Below are 25720 nucleotides of genomic sequence, written 5' to 3'. Positions count from 1 at the left end.
AGCGGATTCAGACCTGCGGGTACGAATGCGGTTCATCGAAAGCCGCGGACATGGCGATGACACATAGTCGGAGTGAAAAATAGGCAAACGTTGGGTAACTCTCGCGCTCGACAGGAGCTTCACTCTAAAATCGAATTACGTCGTACGCTCGAAAATCGTCAAGCACCTCGGCATCAGCTCACAGATTGCAGGACAGACACTGCGGGCTTGGCAGTGCCGTCGTATCGGTACACACCGAAGTAGTTTTCACGGTCCGGGCTCTGGGTTGTCACAGGCGCAAAATCGTTGATCGTGTAGAAGAAGATCGGCCCTGCCCAGTCCCATGACGCACGCGCGGTGACTGCTTGCTGATAGGCGAGGCGCTGCTGGTCCTCGGTCAGGCTGGCCTCACCGGCGGTAGGACCACCCGCCTCGGTCATGACCACGCCCTTTCCGGCGTCACCGTTGTCGGACATAATTGTCCTCACGCTCTTCTGTCGAATAGAACCATCCGCGGCGCGGAAGTCGACCGACATCTGAGACCAGCCATTCCAATCTGCTGTGTCGTTCGGAAGCGCTGGCGATGTGTACGGGTGCCAACCGACTGCATCGAAATAGTTCTTTGCGTTCGCGGCGTACATTTGCTGCAAGAATGTCAATGGCGATATTGCATTTCCATCCGGGCTGGTGCCGGTAGTTCCGTATGGGGCGAGCCCAGCGCTGATCACCTTGATGGGGGTGGTGGTTGCAGCCTTCATTGCTGGGTATGCTGCCTTCAGCAGGTTGACATATCCTTGAATATTTGGCTTTCCCGTCGTCGGATCTGCCCAGAATACGGAGATGTTGGGCTCGTTCCAAACCTCGTATGCGGTTATTCCCTGCGGCGCATAACGTGCGACCACTTTCGAAGCGAAAGCGGCGTAATCGTTAACGTTGGTCGGCGGTGTGCTCCCATTGGTTGTAGACCTCGCCCACGGTGGGGTCTTCTGTATGAGCATCAGAACGTTCAGCGAATGGGAGCGTGCTGCCGCAACGGCGCCATCCAAACCCGCCCAGTCGTAGACGGTACGGCCGCCCCCCTGGACATACCACCAATCCGCCTCGATTCGCACCCACTTGGCGCCCACGCCGGCAATCCGTGCGGCAGCCGCATTCTGCGTAGAAGTCGAATCCCGAAAACTCAACCCGTTCATTCCGATGCCGTTGCGTCCTGGATATGAATTCGCCGCCGAAGCGTGCGAGATCGGACACAGGACGAGGAACATCACCCAGCAGAGAACGGCCAGCACGAATCGTCGGAAATACACGAACACCGATGAGGGCGGACGGCTCATGCGACGGAGCATAACCCGAGCTATGAGCGTCCACAACAGATTCACAGCATTTCACGCTGATGCTGAAGGTCCGTCGATGGAGCCGCGACGGTGACCTGACCACCAGCGCGTCAGTCGCGCAGTCATAGCGGGCTCGGAACAATTTGTGATCAAGCGTCGTCGGCCCCAGCGCCCCATCACAACGTGCAGCTCGCTCCGTCGGCAGGCAGCTTCAGGTTGATCAGGTAGTCCGCGAACATTCCGTTCACGCACGGGTTCAGACCGGCTTGCGCCACCGTGTGTCGCTCACCGTTGACGGTCAACATCTTCGCCCCGAGATCCTGAGCCAGTTGCTTGCCGGAGTCGTACGGGGTGACGGGGTCACCGGTGACGGAGATGACCATCGTCTGGGGTAGCACCGACTTGTCGATGTCCTGTGCGTAGGGGATGTTCAACGACGGCGCGACCGGCCACGCCTCACACCCGTCCCGACTGACACCGTCGACGGGCTGCCCGGGATCCAGGAACGGACTGGTCTCGAACACCGCGCTTCGGAGGTCGGCCTCCTGCTCGGGAGTGCGACGCTGCTCGTCATTGCAGTTGATCGCGTAATTCGCGTCGCTCTGGTTGTTCCACACCCCATCCGGACCTCGCACAGCCAGAGCATCGTTGAGCGCGATCAACTTCTCGCCACGGTGCTCGTTCTTCACCTGTGCGATCGCGGCGATGATCGCCGGCCACTGCTCGGAGTAGTACAGCCCGTTGACCACACCACCGGTGGCCTGGTTGAATCCCAAATTTCTGCCTCCACCCGCGGGAACAGGGTTCGTGAGCAGCGGTCGAGTGATCTTCTGGAACTCCTCGGTGGACCTACCGGGGTCGGTACCCAGCGGGCAGTCCGCCTGCTTGGCGCACGAGGCCGCCATCAGGTCGAATGAACGCTGGAACCCACGGTGCAGGATGATTCGTCGCTCGGCGGTACCGAGACCGGGATCGATCGCGCCGTCGAGCACCATGGCCCGCAGATTGCGGGGGAACATCTCCGCGTACACCGCCCCGAGTCGGGTGCCGTAGCTCTGGCCCGCGAACGTCAGTTTCTGCTCACCCAGCACCGCGCGGAGAACGTCCATATCCCTGGCCACATCACGAGTTCCGACTGCTGCCAACGCATCACGACCGCCCGATCTGTTTGCGCACTCCTGCACCAGGTTCCGCGTGTAGTCCGCCGTCCATGGACCTGCAGACCCCAGCGCGGTCACCCGGTCGTCACCACGGTCGCGCTGTGCGTCAGTGAAGCAGTGGATGGCCGGGGTGGACGCGCCGACGCCACGCGGATCGAATCCGACCACGTCGAACCGCTTCGGGATATCAGTGTTCTTCAGGCCGATCGAGGCGAGCGCCGCCTGCGTCATCCCGGATCCACCCGGACCGCCAGGGTTCACCACCAGGGATCCGATCCGGTCACCCTTTGCCGGGAGGCGCATCACCCCGATCGACGCCGTCCGACCCTCCGGCCGGCTGTAGGCCAGTGGCACGGTCATTCGCGCGCATTGGAACGGAGCGACGTAGTACGGCCTCTCCACCGCGGTGGAGGCGAACGGCCGACAGTCACCCCACGACAGCGACTGCCCGTAGAAGCGGTCCAGTGCGGCAGGTGTCGCCGACGATGAACTCGCAGCGTCGCCCGAAGTGTCGGCGGCGTCACCGCACCCGGCGGTGAGTACTCCGATCACGAGAGCGGTCAGCAGGATCAGTACTGGGTGGCGACGCAAGGTTTCTCCTCGGACGATGATGATGGACACGGGTGATCGCAGCAGGTCTCGCCGGCAATGGCGGATCAGACGTCGGCGTCGCCCAGGAGTTGCGCGGCCAGCCGCAACACCCGCACCTGAGCCGGGTTGTACAGCTCAGAGATCGCCTGGCCGGTGGGGTTGTCGCCGGACCCACCGGCGATCGACATCCGGCGTGCACGCGGGTAGCGCTCATGGATCTGTCGGATGACGGGAACCATCCGGCGCGCGAGATCCTCGATCACCTCGTCACCCGCATCGGCGGGCAATGCGGTGAAGTCGCCGTCGGTCGGGTACTCGGTGGCCGCCATCGCGCGAACCTCGTCCATGGCCTCGTCGTCGAGCACGCGTGAGTAGACGGTGATCAGCGCACGATCGGCGTCCGTCAACTCCCCTGCCGCATCCTCGAATCCGCTGGGCATGGTCACGGCGTCCCGGTTGCGCAGGATCTGGGCGAGTTCCACACGCACCTTGTGTAGACGGTCGATGGTCGCCGCACACTCGGCGTCGATCCTGCGGATGGCGTCCTCCGACTCCGCGTCGGCGCGCTCCACCATCGCCACCTCCGCGAGGGGAACACCCAGATCCACCAGGCGTCGAATCTGCAGCATCCGCACCAGATGCGCAGTCGTGTACTGCTTGTAGCCGTTGCTCGCACGGCTGGGCTCGTCGAGAAGACCGATGTCGTGATAGTGCCGGACGGTTTTGATCGTGGTGCCGGTGAGTTCCGCGAGTTCCCGGGTACTCCAACCCATGGTCACGTTGCTCCTCGTGTCGGCTTCTAAGGTGGTTCTGACGGTTACGCATCCCAGTCAAAACCATGCCCTTACGGCACGGTCAAGCCTGGTGACCGATGCACCGCCACCGGCTCCATGCACCGAGTTGGTGTGATGCTCACCCGCACGACACCTCGACGGCACACGACCACGGAGGTCGCAGAGTAGAACCAGACCCATGCCTCGTCGCCGTCGACTCCTGACCACCAGCGGCATGATCCTGGCCGCGCTCACCAGCGCCACCGTCCTCGGCGCCATGACCACCCCGACAGTCGCCGCAACTCCTCGAACCGGATTCGACCTGCAGGCCCACCGCGGCGGTGCCGGCCTCACCACCGAGAGCACCCCGCAGGCGTTCGCGAAGGCGCTGCGACTCGGCGTGAGCACGCTCGAGCTGGACACCCAGATCAGCCGCGACGACAAGGTGATCGTCAGCCACGACCGCCGCATCAGCGGCGACAAGTGCCGCGACACCGCACCGTTGTTCCCCGATGATCCCGCCTTCCCCTACGTCGGGAAGCTGATCAAAGACCTGACCTTCGCCCAGATCGGGACTCTCGACTGTGGCTACCACCGATCGCCACAGTTCCCCGACCAGCAGCAGATCGCCGGGGCAAAGCTGATCCAGCTCCACGATGTGTTCGACCTCATCAAGCGGACCCATGCGCACCGCGTGAAGATGAACGTCGAGACCAAGGTCGAGGCGGGTACCCCCACGGAGACCGCACCGCGCGACCACTTCGTACGCCGCGTTCACGACGAGATCGCCCGCTCCGGGCTGCGCGATCAGGTGACCATCCAGAGCTTCGATTGGGGCGCGCTGCGGGTGATGCACCGTCTCGACCCGCGCCTGCCCCTCGTCGCCCTCACCAATCGTGACTTCTTGCAGGTCGGCCAACCGGGCAAGTCGCCCTGGCTCGGCGGGCTCGACGCCGACGACTTCGGTGGTGATCTGGTGACCGCCGCAGCCGCGATACCCGGAGTCACCGCGATCTCACCGGTGCAGGGGTTCCCGCAGGAGGGCAAACTCGGTGACCCCGACTTCACGTTGTACCCCGATGCACAGATGGTTGCCTCTGCCCACGCGCGGCACCTCGAGGTGATCCCGTGGACGGTGGATGATCCCGCGACCATGCGGCGCCTGATCCGACTCGGCGTCGACGGATTGATCACCAACCGCCCCGACTGGTTGCGTCGGGTCATGGCCGAGGAAGGCCTGCAGTTGCCCGCGCCGGTGCGCGCCTGACGCTCAGACCACTCGCGTCAACATCCCGGGCACCACATCGGATCCGTCGTCGGCCGCCAGCGCCAGCACCTCGTTGAACCCGTCGACCAAGCAGTCCGCGAACAGTTCCGGCTCGGTGATCGACGCCGCGTCCTGATTGATACCGATACAACCGATGCCGTTGTGCGAGATCATCGTCGCCATCACCGCACACCCGGGCAAAGGGCCAAAGGGAAACATCCGTTCGACTTTGGCGCCGGCGACATAGGTCTCCCACGGGATGCCGGGGACGTTGCTCGCCTGCAGGTCGTTCCCGGCGGTGGTACCGCTGAACTGCGCGATCACCTGCCCCGGCAACCACGCCAGTACCGCGCCGAGGGTGTTGAACAGATCGACCGCCGGCTCGGTCCGCGCCACCCGCACCTGTTCGCGGATGGTCAACACCCGCTCGAAAGGGTCGTCGATGTTCAGGGGCGCCGCGAGGCGCCCGACGGCGATCCGGTTACCACCCTTCGCATCGTCGGGCCGTCGTACGGAGATCGGGATGGCCACCGGGATGGTGTCCACCGAGACATGTAACTTCTCGTGGTACAGCCGGAACCCCCCGATCAGTCCGGCGACGTAGACGTCGTTCACCGATGCTCTGCTCGCCTTCGCCGCGGCCTTCAGATCTGCCAGGGGGACCTCGAATGCGCTGAACCGCCACGACACACTGCGCCTGGCCAGCAGCGGTGATCCCGGTGGACTCACCAGGCCCGCGACACGCGGTACCGACCGCCCGTACCGCAGGGTCTCACGCAATGCGCGCCTCGGGTTCGACAGCGCCCACACCCCTTTGGCCGTCATCTCGGCACGTCGCGGCAGCCGCTGCAGCTCCTCGACGAGTTGACGCCCGAGGACATCCAATGCGGAGACGTTCTTCGGATTCGGATTAGGGGGTTGGGGCTTGTTCGGGCTGGGCTCCCGCGACGTCGAATGCAGTTGCGCCAAACCGATGATCGCCCCCAGCCCATCGGTGAGGGCATGATGCGCCTTGAGGAAGTACGCGGCCTTGCCCTCGGGCAACCCTTCGATCAGCGTGGCCTCCCACGGCGGGCGGGTCGGGTCCAGAGCGGTCATCGCGAGTTGCTCACACACCGTCAACAGTTCCCGCATCGAACCGTCACCGGCGAGTCTGATCCGGCGTACGTGATAGTGCAGGTCGAACTCGGGGTCGATCGACCAACTCGGCGTTCCGGTCCCGAACGGTGAGTCGATGACCCGCTGACGAAACCGCGGTGCCATCCGGCTCGCCCATTCGTGCGCCGCCATGAACCGACGCTGATCGGGGAGACGATCATAGATCTCCAGCATGCTGATGGTGCCCCGCAGTCGCCGGTCGGCGTCACCTCGCCACATCAACGCATCGACCGGGCTCATATGCGGTTCGGTGGCCCAGTCCAGTGCTCTGTCGGTGTCCGCGCCGGAGGCATCGGTGGTCGCCGTCGTCTCCTCTGGAGAATCGTTCGCGTCACCGGTCATGACTGCTCCACCACCGTCACCGATCGGGTCATCCGGCCGTCCTCGAACGTCTCGACCGGCCATTCGGTCAGCGTGTCGATGAACATCCGCCGCACCTGGTCGGCATACTCGCCCACGTTCTCCGGCCGCCAGTCCGACGTATCCACCGGAGGCAGGACCTTCACTTCCACGGTGCCCGGTTTGATCAACTGGTCACCACGCCACATCAGTTCACCGGAGTTGCGCAGGACGATCGGTACCACCGGCACGCCCGCCTGGATGGCGATGTGGAAGGGCCCCTTCTTGAACGGACCGATTCGCGGGGTCGGCGAGCGGGTGCCTTCCGGCGAGATCACCAACGACGTCCCCTCCCGAAGTCTCTTCACCACCGGGGCCAGTTGTTCGATCGCCTTGCTGCCGTGTGTGCGGTCGATGAACACCACTCCCGCGGCGTCGAGGATCTGGCCGACGACGGGGACACCCTTCACCTCCTGCTTGGCGACCCCCGTCGCGTTCTTCTGCACCAGGTGGATCAACACGGGGGCATCGAGTTTGGACTGGTGGTTGAACACGAATACGCATGGCCGGTCGGAGGTCAGATATCGCTCCCCCGCGAGGACCGAGACGTTCACCCCGGCCAGAGCCAATCCGAGATCGGTACCGGTGGGCAGGGCAAGGTTGACGAACACATCGCGGTTGCGCGAAAGCAGGCTGCCGGTGAAACCCAGTGCGGCCGAACCGATCACTGTCCCGTAAAATGCACCGGTGCGTGCGGCCGACTCCAGCAGACCGGTCGACGGGTTGCGCAGATCGATGATCGGCCAGCCGCGCTCCTCCGCCTCGGCGCGCAACCCACGGCGCGGTGAGACCGCGGCCGGATGTCCGACCGATTCCAGGTAGGGGATGTCCTCGTCGCCGTCGCTGTAGGCGAAGGATGCTTCCAGATCGATGTCGTTGTCACGAGCCAGTTTCCGCACCGCGGCGGCTTTCCCCGGTCCCCACAACGGACGTCCGGTGATCTCTCCGGTGACCACGCCGTCGACCACCTCGACGTCGGTCGCCAACGCGTCGTCGGCCTCGATCTCCCGTGCGATCGGCTCGATCTGGAAGCGAGTCGCCGAGGAGGCGATGACGATGCGGTGGCCCATGTCGCGATGTTCGCGGATGATGTGCCACATCTGCGGTCGCAACCTGGCCGCCGTCTCGTGCCGGAACAACCGATCACCGAACTCCAACAGTTCGGCATACGTCCGACCGGCGAATGCGGGTCGGGTCAGCTCCAGGACATCGGCGTAGTCCAGCTCGGACTTGACCCCCCGCAAAGCGATCAACAATGCGCTGGCCAGCTCACCGAAGCCGAATTCCATGCTACGGATGCGTGACCGGGTGATCGCACTCGCGGAGAACCCATCGATGAGGGTCCCGTCGTAATCGAAGAACGCGGCCACCTTCTTGCCCGTCGGCGCCGCGCGTATCTCACCGATGCGCTCGGCGACGGTGGTCACTCGGGCACCTCCAACGGCTCCGGATTCTGTTCCGCCTCGATGGTCGCGATCCGAGCCAGCCGGGAACGGATCTGTTGCACCTCGTGTAACCACGCCCGGCGTCCGGCGGACACACCGGACCGATCTTCCGCACCCACCAGACCACGGTTGTCGGCGAGTAGATATGCGGCGTCGTAGAGTTCCTTGGACACCGAGTCCTTGCTCTTCACGATGCCCTGCAAGGAGAGCTGCTGACCCAACCCGAGGGCGTCGGTCAGCAGCGCCTCCTTCTCACGGTCCTCGGCACCCAGGTGCACCAGCAGATCGGCGACCACCAACTGGGCGTCGAAGAACGGTTGCAGTGTCCGGCGGGCGAAGAGCGCACCCGCGTGTTCGCGCAGGATCTTCTCCGTCCGTACCGATGTCGGCGTGACATCACGCCACTGCGGATCCAACAGGTCGAGTTCGCCGGCCAGGCGGTGGATGTAACCCTCTTTGGCGGGGAAGAAGAACTCGAATTTCAACAGGTCGCGAAGACGCATGGCCTCCTCGCGCGCCGCCTCCAGGATCTCCTCCGCCGAGTCCAGGTCGTCGCCGAAGTCACCGTCGGTGGCCGCGAGCAGACCCAGTTCGACGATGGAGCGGTTCACGAAGTGGTGCAGGGCACCGTTGCGGTAGTAGGCCGCGACCGCGTGGTTGCCCGACGCGATCGACCACACCGGTTCGGGGCCGCCATCGAACCTGGACAGCACCTCTTCCCTGGTCAGCACCCGCAGTGTGCTGCGTAGTCCGAGGCCGCGGCAGAGGGCAGGATCCGGACCGGGCAGGCCGCGGTCGTCGATGTACTTGAGCAGCGGTTCCAGGATCTCCTCGATCTCGGCACAGGTGTAGGCGCGATCGCTGGCCCCGAGGAGTGCGAATCCCGCGAGGGATGTCGCCGAGATGGCCGTGGCCGCGTTGATCTCGTCCATCACCCGGAAGGCGACCTTCTCCAAGCGTGCGCTGCCGTCCCCGGCATCCTCCAGCGCCTGGCGCAGAGAGAACGGTTCACCGAACCGCACGCGTGCCTCACCGAGGTAGGTGCGCTGCGCCTTCGCGTACTTCAGCAACCATCCGACGCCCTCGGGCTTCTTGGTACCGCCCGCCGACTCCTTCGCCATCGCGCCGATCTCCTGGAGCTGGTCGTACACGATGGCGGTCGGCACCACCATGGCGTCGGCCCCGTCGAGCTGTTCCACCGCGTCGACCACGTAGTGCAGCAACCCGAGCATCGGCTTGCGCAGCTTTCCGGTGCGGCTGCGGCCACCCTCGATGTACCACTCGAGGTTGAATCGCTTCTCGATGATGAACGACAGGTACGACCGCATGGCGAATTTGTAGACCGCGTCCTTGCCGAATTTGCGTCGGATGAAGATCATCCCCGCCCGCTGCGCGATCGGCCCGACCGGCCAGAACGACAGGTTGTTGCCGCCCAGAACCAGATTCGGCGGGAAGTCGTGGCTGCGCAGCACCTCCGACAGCACCAGCGGATCGACGTACGACCGGTGCGACGGGAGGAAGACCAGACTCGCGGACTTGTTGATCGTGCGCAATTGGTCGAAGGTCTTCATATCGACGGACACCGACCAGGTCTTGTCGTGCAGATTGCTGAAGATCGACGAGAAGAGATCGTCCATCAGCCGGCTCTGGGTGGCGACGAAGGTCGACATCTTGTCGGTCGCCTCCTGCGCCACGGCGGCCGCGGGACGTCCGAGTTCCCTGGCCAACGCGGCCGCACCGCCCTGGAATCGCGCCGACGAACTGATCTGGTCGGCGACGAGACGCGGCACCTTGTACCGGTCGCCGATGACCTGACGCTCGGCGCGTTCCCCGGTCAACGAGGCCTGCCGCGCGACGAATGCGGTGAACGACTGCCCGGCGGCCGACTGCTGCTCGTAGCGGGTCCGCAGTTCGTCCAACGACGCCGGTTCGCCTTGCACCACCCGGACTCGATCGGGATGGCGCCCCTTGATCCTCCCTTGCCGGAACGCGGGTGGGCGGCGCGGATTGGACAAGGCCAGTACGTCGGCGACCGAGACCCGGCGTTCCCCTCTCCGTACCGGGGGCAACCAGACCACGCGCGCGGGGACCATCGTGGTGTCGGTGTCGAAGCGCCCGACGTCCAGGTCGTCGAGGGTGACCACCGGCGCGTCGGGACGGGCCTTCGCGGCCCATTCGGTCACCGCCTGCAGTTCACACGGGGTGCGCACCTCCGCCAAGACCACCGACTCCACCACGAGAACCCACCCTTCCGTCGAGGTCCGCAACGCGTTCATTGTTGCGCGGCGGGTATGTGCTCTGGGCGGCTTCGGCGATGTCCCCCGGATGTCGTACTCCCGTCCTGGTCGATCGGACGGCATGTCCCGGCGCGGGCGCCGAGGTGTGGAATCAGAGCGGCGGGTGTCCAGTGATGCGCGGGAACCCGAATACCTGCTCGAGCTCGTACGCCAGTTCCAGCAGCGTGCGCTCGTCGCCGTGATCCGCCGACAGCTGCAGGCCCAACGGCAACCCGTCCGGGGTGGTGTCCAGCGGCAGCGAGATCGCCGGCCCACCGGTCGCGTTGTTCAGCGGGGTGAATCCGACGTAGCCGAGCAACCGCGGAAGGAGGACGTCGAACCCGTTGGCGGGTGACAGGTACCCCAGCTCGGGGGTGGTGTGTGCGACCACCGGTGACAGCAGCACGTCGACGTCGGTGAACGCCTGCCGGGCCCTGGCTTCGATCCTGCGCAGCCGCCACAGGGCCTGCGGCGTCCGCACCGCATTGCGGACGAACATCGTCGCGAGTCCGCGGGTGAGGGACTCGGTCTTCGACGAGTCGAACCCGGCACCCATCACCCTGCTCCCGAATCTCTGTACCGAGAACCCGAGTAATCCCCAATAGTGGAGGAACGCATCGTAGAAGGCGCGGATCTCGGCTTCCGGAAGTGGCAGGCCCACCTCGCGGACATCGTGACCCAAACCGGCCAACCGCTCGGCCGCCCGGTGCAGGGCCGTCGAGGTGGCCGCATCCACCGGGATCTCCGGCAGCGAGCGACCGACAACCCCGATGCGCAACCGTCGATTCGAGGGACCGGCCACCAGACCGACCTGAGGCAACGACCGCACCGGACGGTACCGCTCCACCTGCGACAGGAACGCCGCGGTGTCGCGAACCGTCCGGCTGAGTACGCCGTTGGAGACGATGTTGACGGGCATCTCACCGGCGTGCGCATCGGGGACCTCCCGACCGCGAGTGAATTTCAGGCCCACCAGTCCGCACGCGGCGGCGGGAATCCGGATCGACCCACCACCGTCGTTCGCGTGCGCGATCGGCACCACACCCGAGGCCACCAATGCGGCCGACCCGCCCGACGACGCACCGCAGGAGTAGTCGGTATTCCACGGGTTACGGGTCGGGGGGAGCGCCTCGTACTCGGTGGACGCGTTGAATCCGAACTCCGGCATGGTCGACTTGCCCAACACCACCATGCCCGTGGACAAGTACTGATCGGTGAACTTGGCGTGCCGTCGAGCCGGTGTGGCCGCCACGGCCAGGGATCCCTGCCGCGACGGCAGACCGGCCACGTCGGTGTTGTCCTTGACGAACGTCGGCACCCCGGCGAACACTCCAGGCCCCGGTGAGCGGGCGAGGTGACGAGCACGGTCGAAGTCGTTCACCTGGATGGCGTTCAGCGTCCGGTTCGCCACATCCGCGCGGGCGATTGCGGCCTCCACAGCCTCTACCGCGCTGATCTCACCTGACCGTATGGCCGCCGCCAGTGCGGTGGCGTCCAGGTCACCCAGCGCATCGTCGCAGAAGGTGTGTACACGTGTCGTCATCTGAGACACGCTAGCCGGGTTGTCTCACCGACGGGTACGGCTCCGCGATTCTGGCACCGTGCCCGGCGCAGTTGCCCGAGAAGTCCGGTTCCTCGCACAGTCCGGGATCGACGCTTCGGTCGCAGTGTCGGCGTCTGCCGGTGGACTGTGCGGAAGTGCTCAGACTTACGACGCTGTAGGACAGCACGTTTCGTCGGTAACGTGGTGGTTGAGGTCCTGTGCTCACTGCTTGTTCGATCAGCCGGTAGAAACGGAGCCCGCGGTGGTTGGCGTTGCGACTATCGAGCCTGAAGGTGACGTCGTCGAGGTAGTAGTCGAAGTGCTGCTCGCTCAGTGCGCTGTCGAGCGATCCGGCAACCGTCGTTTGAGTGATGAGGCGATCCGGTGGACTCCGGGCAGCTCTTCGGAAGGGGATGCGGAGGTTGAGAGGCTGATCGGTTCGTGGTCGTACCCGTACACAGCCAGGCGCCGCATCCCGCCCGGCCGTTGGTGCGAACCAGCACCCGTTCGAGAAACCCCTTTTCAGAGAACATATCCCATACGCCAATGCACTCAAGCAGAGGCCACTTGTACTGTGGGCGATAGCGGCCAGAAGATGGGTCTTGATCCCCTGGGCCGATGGGAATGTGATGACGAAGCCTTGACGATCACATGTGGCGTGCAGGTCCAACGAGTCTGGGCCGCATGAATGATCACGTCGCAGCCGATCTACGTGATGGTCGCGGACGAGAGCACCTACCACGGATCGGAAAATGATCGAACGAAAGTCGGTATTCGTGGAACCAACCGCGGTGCGGATTCGTCAGATGGATATGAAGGGCAAGACACCGCGTTGTCGCGAGAGATGCAGTGGTGCAACGGCTGTACATGATTCCGTGTGGACCGGGGAGGTGAACTGTGTGGGCGCAGGGATGTTCACCGAGGTCGGCGACCTGCTCGTCGATCAGCTGGGGGTTGATAGCAGGGTGGTCGATGATGTGGACGCCGACATCGTCGACGCGATCCGTGGTGCGGTGCGTTTGCGGGCGGTCACCGATCATCTGTTGGCGGTGGTCGCGGCGCAGGCTGAGCGGGTGGGTGTGGCGAAGCGGTCCGGGATGACGGTGCGGGAGCTGTTGGTGGCCAACGGGATGGCACCGGTCGCGGCGGATCGGTGTCTGCGGGTGGGTCGGGCAGGCAATCTCCGGTGCCAGTCCCGCGGAGTTGATGGCTCTGGCGCGTGCGGTTGCTGTCGAGGCCGCACCCGACTACGAGGACACCATCTCGGCCGCTGAGGACGTCTCGTTGAACGAGATGGGCTGGCATCAGGGTGACGACGGGCGCCTGCAGGGCAGCTTCGATCTGGATGTTCTCACCGGGGAACGGTTGATCTGCGCGGTCGACACCGCATCACGACCACGACCGCTACCGGATGGCACACCCGACCCGCGGTCGGCGGGCAGGCGTCGCGCCGACGCGTTCGGGCAACTCCTGGAATGCGCGGTCCGCGCCGCAGCCGACGACGCGATGGTCAGTGCGCCGAGAACCGAGGTGGTGGTGACCGTGCCGGTCGCGGATCGGAGCGCGGTGCGCCTGGGGTGGTTGGGGTCCATCTCCGACCGGGCAGCCATGCGTACCCACCGCGGTATCAGCGACCAAACGGTTGTTCACCGGGGCGGTACGCAAAGCCATCATCGTGCGTGATCAGTGCTGCGTGAAATGCGGTGCACCCGCCTCCTGGACCGACTGCCACCACATCGTCCACCACGCCGACGGCGGCCCGACCATCCTCGACAACGGATGCCTACTCTGCCGGTCCTGCCACACCGCCGTGCACCACCAGGGATGGGACGTGTTCCTCGGCCACGACCGCCACCCCTGGCTCATCCCACCCGCAACCGTCGACCCGAGGCGACGACCCCTGCCCGCCCACAACCGACGAACCATGAGACTCGACCCACACGTAGTCGGCACCGCCGCCTGACGTCCAACCACCCGGCGCCCGTATCCCGCGGACGCACATGTTCTTTGACAACTCCACAGCGCAGGTCTTCGTGCGCCTAGCCGATGAGGTTCTCGATCGGGCCGCGGGCGAAGTAGAGCACGAACAGGGCCGCGACGAACCACAGCAGCCAGTGCACTTCGCGGACTTTGCCACGGGCGGTGGCCAGCACCACCCAGCTGATGAACCCGACGCCGATGCCGTTGGCGATCGAGTAGGTGAACGGCATCACCACGATGGTTAGGAAGCAGGGCAGCGCGTATTCGAATCGGGTCAGATCGATGGTGCGGATCTGCGCGATCATCAACGCCCCCACCACCACGAGCGCCGGTGCCGCCGCCTCGAGGGGTACCACCGAGTAGAGCGGGGTGAAGAACATGGCGACCAAGAACAGCACACCTGTCACCACGTTGGCCAAACCCGTGCGCGCACCCTCGGCGATACCCGATGCGGATTCGACGAAAACCGTGTTCGACGAGGCTGATCCGACACCGCCGACGATCGCGCCGGTGCCCTCGACCACCAGCGCTCGGCCGATCCCGGGTAGGTTGCCGTCCTTGTCGGCCAGGCCGGCCTCCTTGCCGAGCCCGGTCATCGTGCCCATCGCATCGAAGAAATTCGACAAGACCAACGCGAAGACGAGCACGCTGGCCGCCAACACCCCGATCCGGGTGAACGAGCCGAAGAGGTCGACGTTGCCCACCAAGCTCAGGTCGGGCAGGCCGCCCACCGACGACGGCCAGTCGGGCACGTTCAGCCCCCATCCCTTGCTGTCCTTGATCGACGGTCCGAGATCGGCGAAAGCCTGCACGCTCATGGCCAGCACGGTGGTCGCGACGATCCCGATGAGCAGTCCACCGCGCACCTTGCGAACCACCAACACCCCCATCAACAGCACGCCGATCACGAAGATCAGCGTGGGCAGCGTGGCGATGGAGTTGTTCACACCCAGCGCCACCGGCACCGTGGTGTCGGCGACGTCGGGGATCCGGCGGACGAAACCGGAGTCCACAAATCCGATGAACGCGATGAACGCACCTATGCCCGCGGCGATGGCCGCCTTGAGCTCGGGCGGGATCGCGCGGAAGACCGCGGAACGGAAGCCGGTGACCGCCAACAACACGATCACCACACCATCGATGACCACCAGACCCATCGCCTCCGGCCAGGTCACCTGCGGGGCGATGGTCGCGGCGAGCAAGCTGTTGATCCCCAGCCCGGCGGCAATGGCATAGGGATAGTTGGCGATCAACCCGAAGACGATCGACATGACGCCGGCGACCAACGCGGTCACCGCCGCAACCTGCGAGATCGGCAGAACCGTGCCCACCACGTCGGCGTTCTTCGAGTTCCCGGGAACGCCGCCGATGATGATCGGGTTGAGCACCACGATGTAGGCCATCGTGAAGAAGGTGACGAGTCCGCCCCGGATCTCCCGCGGGACGGTGGAACTGCGTTCGGTGATCTTGAAGAACCGGTCGACCGCACCCGCCTCACCGGTGCTGCGATCAGGCTCCCGACCGTCCTGCTGCGCCATCGAGTTCCTTCCGACGTCGGCGGCGGCGAATCCAACTGGGGGTGATCCTATCCAGGCGCCTCACCGCGTCGAAGGCACCACCGCCGGATCGTCCTCGCTCCGCCGATGGCGGGGCGCCGTAGGCTGGGCGCATCGCCGTACACCCGAGTGAGGAGAGCGCTACCCATGGGGACCCTCTTGCTCATCGTGCTGATCCTGGTGGTGCTGGCGGGAGCCGCGTTGCTGCTCGTGCAGAACCGAGGCCGCACTCGGCGGTCGGACACGCAGCTCGCCGACGCCAAGGCCGACGCACGCCAGGCCATCGAGCGACTCGGTGGTCAGGTCTACAACCTGCAGGGCGCTGACGAGTCGTCCCGTGCGGCGCTGGCGGATGCGAGTGAACGGTTCACCGCAGCCGGGTCGCAGATCGAGCAGGCTGCCACGCCCGCCCAGGCCCGGTTGGCCAAGCAGACAGCACTCGAAGGCCTGTACTACGTCCGCGCGGCTCGTACCGCGATGGGGATGGACCCGGGGCCGGCCATCCCCGAACTCGACGGTCAACGCAGCTCCGGCGAGGTGACCGAGAAGCGACGGGTCGACTTCGACGGCAGGCAGATCTCGTCGTCGCCGACTCCGTCGGACCAGACCCCCAACTACTATCCCGGCGGTCGTGTCGCCGGCCGGCCGGTACCCCGTGGCTGGTACTCGGAGCCGTGGTGGAAGCCCGCGCTGATCGGGGGCGCCTGGGGCGTGGGTTCGGTTCTGCTCTTCGACGCCCTGTTCCACGACATGTCGGGTGTCGGATACGGAGCCCAGGGATTCGAGAACGGATACGGCGACGGTTACCAGGACGGTCTCGCCGCGGCAGACGGTGGTGACGGTGGCTGGGGTGGAGACGACGGCGCCAACGGCGACTCCGGACAGGGCGATTCCGGGGATGTCGGACCAGGTGATTACGGTGCCGGTGACTTCGGGGGCGGAGGTTTCGACGGGGGCGGGGGATTCGACGGGGGTGACTTCGGGGGCGGGGGCTTCGACGGGGGATTCTGACCGGCAGACCATCGCCGACGGACGTTGTCCCCGATGAACACGCGTTGGCCGATCGACCCGTTACCGGGTACCGCGGTCGTCAACCCTTTTATCCTCGAGAAGACACCGCGTCCACCTGTCATCCAGCACCGGCACGTGGGCGAGATGCCGGACGAATCGAGATGCCGATGACACGGTGGGGCTGGGTATTGGTCGGCGGCACAGTCGCGACCATCGCCTATCTCATCGTGCCCACCGCTGCGCACTACCCGCTCTTCGGCGCGACCGGTGTCGCGTGTCTGGCGGTCTTCGCGTCGTCTGGCCGACTCTTCGGCGGGACCCACCGCAATGAGCTGAGCTGGCGACTCACGCTGGCCGCGTTGACGTTGTGGTCGATCGGCGACCTGGCGACCACCCACGTCGCCGACGCATCGTCCACCGACGCGAGCCTCATCGACGCGATCTACCCGGTGGGGTACCTGCTGCTGGCGGTTGCCCTGTTACGGACGCAGGGTCCCACGCGATTGCTGGGATTCGACGAGATCATCGAGTCGACCATCGTTGCGGTCGCGGCCGGACTGGTGACCTGGGCCTTCGTGCTCAGCAACCACGCCGGCGACGCGTCGGAAGCGGGCACCGCACTGCGGTTGTTCTACGTCTCAGCCGATGTGTTCCTCCTGTGTCTGCTGGCCCATCTCACGTGGACCCGTGGCTTCAACTCACCCATCCTGCGCACCATCAGCGCGGCGATCGGGGTGATCGCGATCGCCGACATCGTCTCCTTTTTCATCGCGTCCGAAGAGCCGCTCGTGTACGCGATGCGGTTGTTCGCCTATGTGCTCTTCGCGACCGCGTCCGCCTTCACACCTGCGGCGAACTCCTACGTCCCGCATCCGCCGCGTAGCGGCTACATCGACTGGCGCCTCGTCGGGTTCACCATCGCCACACTGCTCACACCCATCGTCATGGCCACCGAGATCGCCCGTGGCACCCCGCTCGGTCGCTGGGGCTGGGTCATCGTGGGAATCTCCGTGGTCAGCATCCTGCTGGTATCGGCCCGTGTCGCGAGCTTTCTCCTGGTCCAACAGCGCCAGGCGACGCGGCTGAGCCGACAGGCTCGCATCGACGCGGGCACGCGATTGTGGAACCGGCAACACCTGCTGTCCCGCTTCCGGCATCTGCTGGCCACCATCAGGGTGGGGACGGTCAGCGTATCGGTGATCGCGATCGACGGGTTCGACCAGATCAACGAGACGTTTGGATACTCGGTGGGAGACGTCCTCCTGCGCGACCTGGGTCGACGAATGCGCGACTTCACCGACAGCCATTCACTCGCCGGCCATCTCGGGGGATACCAATTCGCGATCATCCAGCACCATCGAGACGCCCACTCGCTTCGCCTGGACGAGATCGCCGGCGCCATCGCGATGGCCGCCAATCAGACGGTGGTCATCAACGACGTGGGCGTGCACGTGGAGTCCCGGGTGGGGATGACGGCGTGCCCCGTCGACGACCCCGCCCTGGTACCGGAGGCCGAGACACTGCTACAGCGCGCGCACGTCGCCGCGGCGGCCGCACGCCTCCGGCAACCCCGGTACGCGGTCTACGAGCCGTCGATGGACGGTGACCGGGCTTTACAGATGCGCCTCATGGGTGAATTCGAGAACGCCCTGGCCACCGGTCAACTCCGGGTCCACTACCAACCGCGCGTCGACCTGCACCTCAATCGGGTGACGGGCGTGGAGGCGTTGGTGCGCTGGCAACACCCGCGCGACGGACTCATCGCCCCAGGGGTGTTCCTCCCCATCATCGAACAGACCGGGCTGCTCCCCCAACTCACCGCCTTCGTGATCGATTCCGCCCTCGAGAGATCAGCGCAATGGCGTTCGGAGGGGATGGATCTCGATGTCGGCATCAATCTCGCGGCGCGCAACCTGGTCGACGCCAACCTTCCCGAAGCGGTGCGCAAGGCCATCCGGCGTCACCGTGTCCCACCTGACCGGATCGAGTTCGAGGTCACCGAGTCGTCGGCGCTCACCGACACCGAACGCGCGTTGAACACCCTGCTGACGTTGCGCGGGATCGGCGCCTCACTGTCCATCGACGACTACGGAACCGGCTACAGCTCACTGGATTACCTGCGCACTCTGCCGGTACAGCGGGTGAAGATCGACCGGTCACTGGTGGGGACCATGACCAGGGCGCGAGCCGATGCCGCGATCGTGGGGTCCACCGTCGAACTCGCCCGGTTGCTCGGTGTCAAGGCCGTCGCCGAGGGGGTGGAGGACAGCGCGACGCTGCAGGCGCTGCGTATCGTCGGATGCGACGAGGCGCAGGGCTTCTATCTCGCGAAGCCGGTGTCCGCCGAGGACCTGCCCGGGGTGGTGCGAGCATTGAACGACTGGATACCCGGTACGGCCATCACCGACGACGCCCAAGCCTGACCGTCATCGTCCTAGCGCCGACCATCGCTGCAGGCGAGCGAGCGGCCAGGTGGTGACGATGCGGTCGGGGTCGATGCCGAGACGCTGCGCGCGTTCGCACCCCAGCGCCTTGAAGTCCAGTTGCCCGGGCGCATGGGCATCGGAGTCGATGGCGAACAGACAACCGAGATCCGCAGCCAGGCTGATCAGTTCGTCAGGGGGGTCGACACGTTCCGGTCGCGAATTGATCTCCACCGCGGTGTCGTTGGCCGCGCACGCGGTGAAGACCGCCTCGGCGTCGAACCGGGATTGCCCACGGCTGCCCCGACCCCCCGTCACCAGCCTGCCGGTGCAGTGTCCCAGGACGTGGACGCGTCGCCCAGTCACGGCTGCGACCATCCGTCGAGTCATCGCGGCGGCCTCCATCTTCAATTCCGAATGCACCGAGGCCGTGACGATGTCGACCCGATCCAACAGCTCCGGTTCCTGATCCAGCGAACCGTCGCTCAGGATGTCCACCTCGATGCCGGTGAGCATCCAGAACTCGTCGTCGGTGTCCGTGTTCAGCGTCGCCACCACATCGATCTGCTCGCGCAGACGTTCCGCCGACAACCCGTTGGCCACCGTCAACCGGGGTGAATGATCGGTCAGCGCCAACCATTCCTGCCCGAGTTCTTTTGCAGCAAGAACCATCTCGGTAATCGGCGAACCACCGTCACTCCAGTTAGAATGGGTGTGCAGGTCACCGCGCAGGTGGCCGTACAGCGGGGTGCCACTGCCGTCCAGCACCGCGGCATGCTCTTGCAACTCGACGAGATAGGGCGGCAGTCGCCCGTCGATCGCGGCGTCGATCACACCGGCGGTGGACCTGCCGATTCCCTTCACGTCCGTCAGCGATCCCGCCCGGACGCGCCGGGCCACCTCGTCGGGACCGAGTTCCGTCACCACCCGCAACGCACGACGGAACGCCTCGATCCGGTAGGTACCCGCGCGGTCGCGCTCGAGGAGGAACGCGATCCGTCGCAACGCGTCGGCGGGTGACACCGGTGCGACGAGCGACGGCACCGACCTCATCGGTCACCGGTCCCGCTCAACACCACCGCAGCGTTGTGGCCGCCCATCCCGATGGCCGTCTTGAGCGTGACGCCACCGGCACACGGGGTCGGCCCCGGGAGGAGGCGAGGGTGGCCGGGTGCCACCGGTACCGGGGCCGGGATCGATCCGCGGTCGTAGGCCATCGACGACACCACGAGTTCCAGCGCCGCTGACGCACCCTGGCAGTGGCCGACCATCTGCTTGACCGAGAAGAGCGCGGGCACGGATTCCAGCTCACGCTCCAACACATCGATCTCGGCCGCGTCGCACTGCCGGGTGCCGGGTCCGTGGGCGTGAAACCAGTCCACGTCACGCCCGGTGACCCCTGCGGTGGCCAGCGCCTCGCGCACGCACCGTCGGATCTGCCGGTGTGAGGGGTCGATGGACACGGCGTGGTACGCGTCGTAGGTCATGGCCCCACCCCGTACCCGGGAGTAACCGCCGTCGCCACCGTTGGCACGTGACAGCACCATGGCGACCGCCGCCTCGCCGAACACGAACCCGCGACTGCCCTGCTGGAAAGGGCGGCAGGCGTCGAGCGGATCACGGTCACCGACCGCCGCGCCGAGCGTGATCATGCCACCGACGTTCTCCGGGCTGACCGAATGATCGACGGCGACCACCACCACGTGGTCGACGAGACCCGCGTCCAGCCAGGCCTTGCCGGTCAGGACACCGGCGGACCCGGACGCGCAGGCTGCCCCGACGTTCATCACCGGACCGTGGAAATCGTGCGGTGTGATGGCCACCGAGGTGGTGGTGGACGGCAACGACCGCAGAAACCCTCGCGAACCACCGACCCCCGCGCGCAACAGGTGGTCGCGGGTGGCGGCGACGTCACCGAGGATGGCGGCGTGAATCACCCCGACCCGATCTCCGGACGGAGCGAACCCTCGTGATCTCGCGTCTGCGACGGCCTCATCGACGGCCGCGGACATCGACCGCTGAAACAATCCCGTCCGCTCCACCGTCGAGTCGACAGGGACGGGTTCGACTGGTTCCTCCACTCGCGCGGCGAACCCGGTCTCCGAGCCTGCCGGGCCGCATCCGGCGTGCAGTCTGGCCGCCGACTTGTGGCTGAGCAGACCTCGCCACAACGCGTCCACACCCCACCCGTAACCAGTGACCGCGCCCACTCCGCTGATCACCACCGGCTCCACGTCCACACGCACGCCTCTCTGTCGACGCTCCCACTCTTCGCACCATCGATTGTCCCAGCCGACGGGTGCGCGGCAAGCCGACGGAACACTTCGATCAACCGGCGCAGAAGCGTGGACAGCCGGACCGCGCTTGGTTACTTTCGACGCAGCGTGCCCGCGACGGAATGTTGGGATGTCGGCGCGGACTCGAGAACCGGGGATATCGAACACGCGGCGGGATGAGCCGAATGCACAAGCGCCTGATGGACACTCATGACCATCCGATCTGCGTCCACTCCTGTGGACGCATCGTCTACGCGAACGCCGCGGCGGCGAGATGGATGGGTGCGGCGTCGGTCGCCGAGATGGTGGGCAAACCTCTCGTCCGCTACATCCACCCGGATTCGGTGCCGGCGATGGTCGAACGACTGCGCCTGCTGCGCGACATCGGTGACGTCTCCGACCCGGTCGCGACTCTGGTCGTGCCCCGTGATCGTGATCCCGTCCAGGCCGAGACGGTTGCCGTGCGGACCGAATGGCAGGAACGCCCCGCATACCGGCTGGAGTTCCGTGTCGGCGAACGGGCGCCATGTGACGACGAACCCGCTACTCCGGCAGCGAGTGCCGTCCGCCCTGATGCCGCGGTCCGGCGGGCGGTCCCGGCGGTCGGGTGACCCGCGCCCCCTCCGACCGCGCCGCGCGGGGAGGTGACTGCGGCCGACCCGCGGTCGGCGACGCCGACGCGTCGCCCGCGGACCGCGACGACGCGCGCGGCTGGGCCAGCGCAACCGCGACCGCCGTGGTCAACGGCACCGACAGCGCGATGCCGATGGACCCGACGAACGACCGCGCCAACTCGACGGTGACGGTGTCGGTGGTCGCGAGATCGGTGAACGACTGACCCGCGACCGAGAACAACAGCAGCAGCGGGAGCGCACTGCCCGCATAGGCGAAGACCAGGGTGTACACGGTGCTCGCGATGTGGTCGCGCCCCACCCGCATCGCCGCGGTGAAGGTTGCCCGCCGACTCGGCTGTCCGGTCCCGACCAACTCGAAGACCGTCGACGCCTGGGTGATGGTGACGTCGTTGAGCACACCGAGGGCGCCGATGATGAACCCGGCGAGCAGGATGCCGTTGGCCGAGATGGTGGTCTGATAGACCTGCAGGTTGTTGGTCTGGTCGTTGGACAGTCCGGTGATGTTCGTGGTGGTCACCGCCAACCACGACAACAGCGCCGTGGCGGCGAGCGAGGTGAGCGTGCCGATCAGCGCCGCACTGGTCCGCAGGCTGACGCCGTGGGCGAGGTAGATGACCACGAACAGGATCGCCGCCGACGAGACGATCGCCACGGTCACCGGTGACCGCCCGTCGAGAATGGCGGGCAGGGTGAACACCAACAACACCCCGAACGCCACCACCAGGCCGATGATCGACCGCAGACCCCGCCACGCGGCCACCGCCACCACGGCCAGGACGAACACCACCGCCCAGAACACCAGCGGAGTGGTGCGTTGGAAGTCGAAGAACGAGTAACGGGTGCCCTGCTGATCGATGGTGACCCTGCTGAGCCGGACCTTGTCGCCGACGTGGAGGGTGGGCTGTCCGGCCTGTGGCTTTGCGGCCTGCTCGGGGGTCAGCCGCTGACCGGCAGCACTGGCCTGGGAGCGATCGCGATTGGTCGCCACCTGGATCAGGGTGTTGGAGCCACGGTCGGGACCGGAGGTCAGCGAAACGGTCGACTGGATGCACGTGCCCTGCGGGTCGGACAGGACCGACGCGTCGCCCGCGAAGACCGTGCCGCCCTGCTGATTGCCGCACGACGAGAAGGTCTGGGCCACCACGGTACCGGTGACGGTCTGCTGTGACCCGCCCCCGACGGATTGGAACTGCAGCGGAACCGCCCGCGTCTGGTGGGTGGGCCACAGCACCACCAGCCCGACGATGATGCCGATGCCACAGACGAGCAGGATGCCGGTGACGATGCGCGCGGCGACCGGCCCGATGCGAGTGCTGACCGAACGCAGGTCGTGACCGTGACCACGGGCGTGGCCGTGTGACTCCGTCTTCACTCGGGCCACTGTAGTGCGGAGCACTCCGCCCCCAGACGTGACCGAGCTCACCGAAAGCCGCGCGATCCGTCGCCGGATACGGGACCATGGACAGGTGATCGAGGAGATGCAACTCGAGGCCACCGCCCTGCTCGCCGCGGGCGAATACGAGCACGCGCTCGCCGAGTTCTCGGTGCTCCGCGAGATCCGGGCCCGCCGCGAGGGTCCCTACTCGGTCATGTACCTGTCGAACCTGCACGATGCCGTGCGATGTATGTGCCACCTGCGTCGCTGGTCGGACAGTGAGCCGTTGTCGGCCGAGCTCTGTCACAAGTACTCGTTCACCCACGCGGCCGCCGAGTCCGACGCCGTCGACGCGGCCAAGAGGTACGCGTGGGCCCTGCTGCAGCTCGGCAAGCCCGCATTCGCTGCGGACGTCTACCGCAAGACCGCCGCCGCGCTCACCGCCGCGGGCGACGACCACCAGGCCGACCGGATGCTGGCCCTGGCGCAGTCGCTCGCCGCCGGACACCGCATCGCCCCGGACGGGCCGGGGGAGTTCGAACCCGTCTGACGCCGGCGGCGACGCGACACCGGTCACATCCGCTGGCAGACAACCGGGCTTCAATGATAGATACAAGTTGTGTCCATCAATGCTGCCGCACCGTCCGCGGCCGAACGCGCCTACGGGGCGTTGAAGGCGGAGATCCTCGACGGCACCCGCAGTGGTGGCGATCTGATCAGCGAGGGTGAGATCGCGAGCGCGTTGGGGCTGTCACGCACCCCGGTGCGTGAGGCGTTCCTGCGACTCGAGACCGAGGGCTGGATGAAGCTCTACCCCAAACGCGGCGCATTGATCGTGCCCGTCGGCGCCGCGGAGGCGACCCACGTGGTGCAGGCCCGCTTCGTGGTCGAGACCGGGGCGGTCGCCGCGCTGACCCCCGCGGTGACCGAGTCGATCGCCACCGCGCTGGACGACTCCCTGCAACGACAACGCGACCTGGCCGCCGACGGCGCGGTGGACGACTTCGCCACCGTCGACACCGACTTTCACCGCACCTGGGTCGCCGCGGCAGACAACCCCGTACTGCTCGCCTTCTACGACACCCTGCGCGAGCGGCAGCAACGGATGAACGCCCACTCACTACGTCGCGACGTCACCCGGATCGGTGACGTGATCGACGATCACGAGTCGCTCGCCGATCATGTGCGACGCGGTGATGCTGCGGCGTTCGCGACCACGCTGGCCGATCACCTCGAGCGGGTGCACGGCATCACCCTGCCCGGCACCACCGACCCGGGAGACCGGTCGTGACCGGGACCGTCGGCCGGGTTCGCGACGACCGGCGTTGGCTCGCCGTCGCCCTGACCGTGTTCGCCATCGCCTGGGGTGGTAACGAGTTCACGCCGCTGCTGGTGATGTACAAGAACGCGCACGGATTGTCCGCCGCGGTGGTCGACGTGCTCCTGTTCGCCTACGTCCTCGGTATCGTGCCGGCGTTGCTCATCGGCGGCCCGCTGTCGGATCGGTACGGTCGCGCGGCGCTGTTGCGCCCGGCGCCGCTGCTGGCGGCCTGCGGTTCCGGCATCCTCGCGGCCGGTGCCGACAGTGCGGCGCTGCTCTTCACCGGCCGCGTGTTCAGCGGACTCGCCCTGGGCCTGGCCATGGCGGTGGGGAGCAGTTGGCTCAAGGAACTCTCACCGGCAGGCACCGGTGCGGGCCGCGCGGCGATGAGCCTGACCGCGGGTTTCGGCGTCGGTGCGGGCGTCGCGGGCGGGTTGGCCCAGTGGGCACCGCTACCCGATTCGCTGAGCTACCTCATCAACGTGGCGCTCTGCCTGATCGCTGCCGTGGCACTGTTCGGCATCCCGGTCACCTCCCGCGAGCCGGCCGTCACCAACCGGGCCCGGTTGATCGACGACCTCGCCGTGCCCGCGGTCGGCCACCGACGGTTCCTGTTGGTGGTGCTGCCGATCGCGCCATGGGTGTTCGGCGCCGCCGCGAGTGCGTACGCGGTGCTGCCCACGCTGGTCGCGCCGAGGGTGGGACACCTGCAGATCGGGTTCTCCGCCCTGGTCACCGTGGTGACACTGGGATCCGGCTTCGCCATCCAGTCCGTCGCCCGACGCCTGGACCGCCCCGGAACCGCACGCACCGGGATCCTCGCCCTGACGCTGTTGGTCGGCGGGATGGTGTTGGCCGCGGTGTGCGCGCAGGTCCTCGACCCCTGGCTGACGCTGGCCACCGGCGCGGTGTTGGGCGCCGGGTATGGCATCGCGCTGGTGGCGGGCCTGACCGAGGTGCAGCGAATCGCCACCTCCGACGACCTCGCCGGGTTGAACGCGGTCTTCTACTCGGTGACGTATCTCGGTTTCGCGGTGCCCGCGACCATGGCTGTGTTACACGGCGCCGTCGGCGCGTTCAGTTATCCGGCGATGTTCGGCGTCGGCGCGGCCGCCGCCGCCGGGTGCCTCGTGCTGGTCACCACGAACTCGCGTCGGCACGTGACCCGTACCCGTACCGCCGAGACCGATGCCGCGCCGGCGATGCGAGGATGACGCG

General features: G+C 66.4%; 21 protein-coding genes. 10 read left to right on the top strand and 11 right to left on the bottom strand.

Annotation, left to right across the window (positions count from 1 at the left end):
* Nucleotides 1-173 precede the first annotated feature (173 nt).
* The 3 genes from BW971_RS21005 to BW971_RS00675 form a co-directional block, all read right to left on the bottom strand.
* Nucleotides 174-1313 (bottom strand): cellulase family glycosylhydrolase, encoded by a 1140-nt coding sequence (locus BW971_RS21005; protein ID WP_159441809.1) that lies wholly within the window; start codon nucleotides 1311-1313, stop codon nucleotides 174-176.
* A gap of 176 nt (nucleotides 1314-1489) precedes the next feature.
* Nucleotides 1490-3064 (bottom strand): alpha/beta hydrolase, encoded by a 1575-nt coding sequence (locus BW971_RS00680; RefSeq protein ID WP_083709201.1) that lies wholly within the window; start codon nucleotides 3062-3064, stop codon nucleotides 1490-1492.
* Nucleotides 3065-3129: 65 nt separating this feature from the next.
* Nucleotides 3130-3837: a helix-turn-helix domain-containing protein gene (locus tag BW971_RS00675; protein ID WP_076475624.1), complete on the bottom strand. Its 708-nt coding sequence runs from the start codon at nucleotides 3835-3837 to the stop codon at nucleotides 3130-3132.
* Nucleotides 3838-4036: 199 nt separating this feature from the next.
* Between BW971_RS00675 and BW971_RS00670 the strand changes: the two genes are divergently transcribed.
* Nucleotides 4037-5104, top strand: coding sequence for a glycerophosphodiester phosphodiesterase family protein (locus tag BW971_RS00670; protein WP_143690138.1), 1068 nt, complete (start codon nucleotides 4037-4039; stop codon nucleotides 5102-5104).
* Nucleotides 5105-5107: 3 nt separating this feature from the next.
* Here the strand turns inward: BW971_RS00670 and BW971_RS00665 are convergent, their stop codons facing one another.
* The 4 genes from BW971_RS00665 to BW971_RS00650 form a co-directional block, all read right to left on the bottom strand.
* Nucleotides 5108-6502 (bottom strand): wax ester/triacylglycerol synthase domain-containing protein, encoded by a 1395-nt coding sequence (locus BW971_RS00665; protein ID WP_234974201.1) that lies wholly within the window; start codon nucleotides 6500-6502, stop codon nucleotides 5108-5110.
* Nucleotides 6503-6600: 98 nt separating this feature from the next.
* Nucleotides 6601-8088, bottom strand: a complete 1488-nt coding sequence (locus tag BW971_RS00660; RefSeq protein ID WP_076475621.1) for an HAD-IB family hydrolase — start codon at nucleotides 8086-8088, stop codon at nucleotides 6601-6603.
* Nucleotides 8085-10340 (bottom strand): glycerol-3-phosphate 1-O-acyltransferase, encoded by a 2256-nt coding sequence (locus BW971_RS00655; protein WP_076476250.1) that lies wholly within the window; start codon nucleotides 10338-10340, stop codon nucleotides 8085-8087. Before BW971_RS00655 ends, BW971_RS00660 begins: the two co-directional genes overlap by 4 nt.
* A gap of 154 nt (nucleotides 10341-10494) precedes the next feature.
* Nucleotides 10495-11925, bottom strand: coding sequence for an amidase (locus BW971_RS00650; RefSeq protein ID WP_076475619.1), 1431 nt, complete (start codon nucleotides 11923-11925; stop codon nucleotides 10495-10497).
* 899 nt (nucleotides 11926-12824) lie between these two features.
* On the opposite strand from BW971_RS00650, the gene BW971_RS21000 reads away from it, so the two are divergent.
* The 3 genes from BW971_RS21000 to BW971_RS22205 are packed head-to-tail and all read left to right on the top strand — an operon-like array spanning nucleotide 12825 to nucleotide 13888.
* Nucleotides 12825-13199 (top strand): hypothetical protein, encoded by a 375-nt coding sequence (locus tag BW971_RS21000; protein ID WP_143690137.1) that lies wholly within the window; start codon nucleotides 12825-12827, stop codon nucleotides 13197-13199.
* Entirely contained in the window at nucleotides 13132-13608 is a 477-nt protein-coding gene (locus BW971_RS20995) for a DUF222 domain-containing protein (RefSeq protein ID WP_143690136.1), read from the top strand. The genes BW971_RS21000 and BW971_RS20995 overlap by 68 nt, the downstream gene beginning before the upstream one ends.
* The gene (locus tag BW971_RS22205) at nucleotides 13601-13888 is read left to right on the top strand and encodes an HNH endonuclease (RefSeq protein WP_407701176.1); all 288 of its coding nucleotides are present in this window, start codon (nucleotides 13601-13603) and stop codon (nucleotides 13886-13888) included. Before BW971_RS20995 ends, BW971_RS22205 begins: the two co-directional genes overlap by 8 nt.
* A 76-nt stretch (nucleotides 13889-13964) precedes the next feature.
* Here the strand turns inward: BW971_RS22205 and BW971_RS00640 are convergent, their stop codons facing one another.
* On the bottom strand, nucleotides 13965-15443 hold the full coding sequence (locus tag BW971_RS00640; protein ID WP_076475617.1) for an NCS2 family permease: 1479 nt from the start codon (nucleotides 15441-15443) through the stop codon (nucleotides 13965-13967).
* A gap of 165 nt (nucleotides 15444-15608) precedes the next feature.
* Between BW971_RS00640 and BW971_RS00635 the strand changes: the two genes are divergently transcribed.
* Complete coding sequence (locus tag BW971_RS00635; protein ID WP_076475615.1) at nucleotides 15609-16472, top strand: hypothetical protein; 864 nt, start codon at nucleotides 15609-15611, stop codon at nucleotides 16470-16472.
* A gap of 167 nt (nucleotides 16473-16639) precedes the next feature.
* Nucleotides 16640-18895: a putative bifunctional diguanylate cyclase/phosphodiesterase gene (locus tag BW971_RS00630; protein ID WP_159441807.1), complete on the top strand. Its 2256-nt coding sequence runs from the start codon at nucleotides 16640-16642 to the stop codon at nucleotides 18893-18895.
* A 3-nt stretch (nucleotides 18896-18898) separates the two neighbouring features.
* Here BW971_RS00630 and BW971_RS00625 read toward each other — a convergent pair whose 3' ends face one another.
* On the bottom strand, nucleotides 18899-19948 hold the full coding sequence (locus tag BW971_RS00625; protein WP_076475611.1) for a PHP domain-containing protein: 1050 nt from the start codon (nucleotides 19946-19948) through the stop codon (nucleotides 18899-18901).
* Nucleotides 19945-21141 (bottom strand): beta-ketoacyl synthase N-terminal-like domain-containing protein, encoded by a 1197-nt coding sequence (locus tag BW971_RS00620; RefSeq protein ID WP_234974134.1) that lies wholly within the window; start codon nucleotides 21139-21141, stop codon nucleotides 19945-19947. Before BW971_RS00620 ends, BW971_RS00625 begins: the two co-directional genes overlap by 4 nt.
* A 215-nt stretch (nucleotides 21142-21356) precedes the next feature.
* Here BW971_RS00620 and BW971_RS00615 point away from each other — a divergent pair, with 215 nt between their 5' ends.
* Nucleotides 21357-21782, top strand: coding sequence for a PAS domain-containing protein (locus BW971_RS00615; RefSeq protein ID WP_076475610.1), 426 nt, complete (start codon nucleotides 21357-21359; stop codon nucleotides 21780-21782).
* Here BW971_RS00615 and BW971_RS00610 read toward each other — a convergent pair.
* Nucleotides 21715-23178: a YibE/F family protein gene (locus tag BW971_RS00610; protein ID WP_234974133.1), complete on the bottom strand. Its 1464-nt coding sequence runs from the start codon at nucleotides 23176-23178 to the stop codon at nucleotides 21715-21717. The two genes, BW971_RS00615 and BW971_RS00610, sit on opposite strands and share 68 nt — an antisense overlap.
* Nucleotides 23179-23272: 94 nt before the next feature.
* Here BW971_RS00610 and BW971_RS21780 point away from each other — a divergent pair, with 94 nt between their 5' ends.
* The 3 genes from BW971_RS21780 to BW971_RS00595 all read left to right on the top strand — a co-directional run bounded on the left by BW971_RS21780 (nucleotide 23273) and on the right by BW971_RS00595 (nucleotide 25716).
* Complete coding sequence (locus tag BW971_RS21780) at nucleotides 23273-23731, top strand: hypothetical protein (protein ID WP_076475607.1); 459 nt, start codon at nucleotides 23273-23275, stop codon at nucleotides 23729-23731.
* Nucleotides 23732-23800: 69 nt separating this feature from the next.
* Entirely contained in the window at nucleotides 23801-24472 is a 672-nt protein-coding gene (locus tag BW971_RS00600; protein WP_234974131.1) for a GntR family transcriptional regulator, read from the top strand.
* The gene (locus BW971_RS00595) at nucleotides 24469-25716 is read left to right on the top strand and encodes an MFS transporter (RefSeq protein ID WP_076475605.1); all 1248 of its coding nucleotides are present in this window, start codon (nucleotides 24469-24471) and stop codon (nucleotides 25714-25716) included. The genes BW971_RS00600 and BW971_RS00595 overlap by 4 nt, the downstream gene beginning before the upstream one ends.
* Nucleotides 25717-25720: the final 4 nt, after the last annotated feature.

Origin of the sequence: Williamsia sterculiae, from assembly GCF_900156495.1 — a bacterium.
Classification (GTDB): Bacteria; Actinomycetota; Actinomycetes; order Mycobacteriales; family Mycobacteriaceae; genus Williamsia_B; species Williamsia_B sterculiae.
Note: the sequence above shows the minus strand (reverse complement) of the source record. Positions and strands in the feature narration are given on the sequence as shown.

What these genes read in the sequence shown, in the direction of transcription:
- BW971_RS21005 (WP_159441809.1), bottom strand. Translation starts at nt 1,313, where the DNA reads ATGAGCCGTCCGCCCTCATCGGTGTTCGTGTATTTCCGACGATTCGTG.
- BW971_RS00675 (WP_076475624.1), bottom strand. Translation starts at nt 3,837, where the DNA reads ATGGGTTGGAGTACCCGGGAACTCGCGGAACTCACCGGCACCACGATC.
- BW971_RS00670 (WP_143690138.1), top strand. Translation starts at nt 4,037, where the DNA reads ATGCCTCGTCGCCGTCGACTCCTGACCACCAGCGGCATGATCCTGGCC.
- BW971_RS00665 (WP_234974201.1), bottom strand. Translation starts at nt 6,502, where the DNA reads ATGAGCCCGGTCGATGCGTTGATGTGGCGAGGTGACGCCGACCGGCGA.
- BW971_RS00650 (WP_076475619.1), bottom strand. Translation starts at nt 11,925, where the DNA reads ATGACGACACGTGTACACACCTTCTGCGACGATGCGCTGGGTGACCTG.
- BW971_RS20995 (WP_143690136.1), top strand. Translation starts at nt 13,132, where the DNA reads ATGGCTCTGGCGCGTGCGGTTGCTGTCGAGGCCGCACCCGACTACGAG.
- BW971_RS00640 (WP_076475617.1), bottom strand. Translation starts at nt 15,443, where the DNA reads ATGGCGCAGCAGGACGGTCGGGAGCCTGATCGCAGCACCGGTGAGGCG.
- BW971_RS00635 (WP_076475615.1), top strand. Translation starts at nt 15,609, where the DNA reads ATGGGGACCCTCTTGCTCATCGTGCTGATCCTGGTGGTGCTGGCGGGA.
- BW971_RS00630 (WP_159441807.1), top strand. Translation starts at nt 16,640, where the DNA reads ATGACACGGTGGGGCTGGGTATTGGTCGGCGGCACAGTCGCGACCATC.
- BW971_RS00625 (WP_076475611.1), bottom strand. Translation starts at nt 19,948, where the DNA reads ATGAGGTCGGTGCCGTCGCTCGTCGCACCGGTGTCACCCGCCGACGCG.
- BW971_RS00615 (WP_076475610.1), top strand. Translation starts at nt 21,357, where the DNA reads ATGCACAAGCGCCTGATGGACACTCATGACCATCCGATCTGCGTCCAC.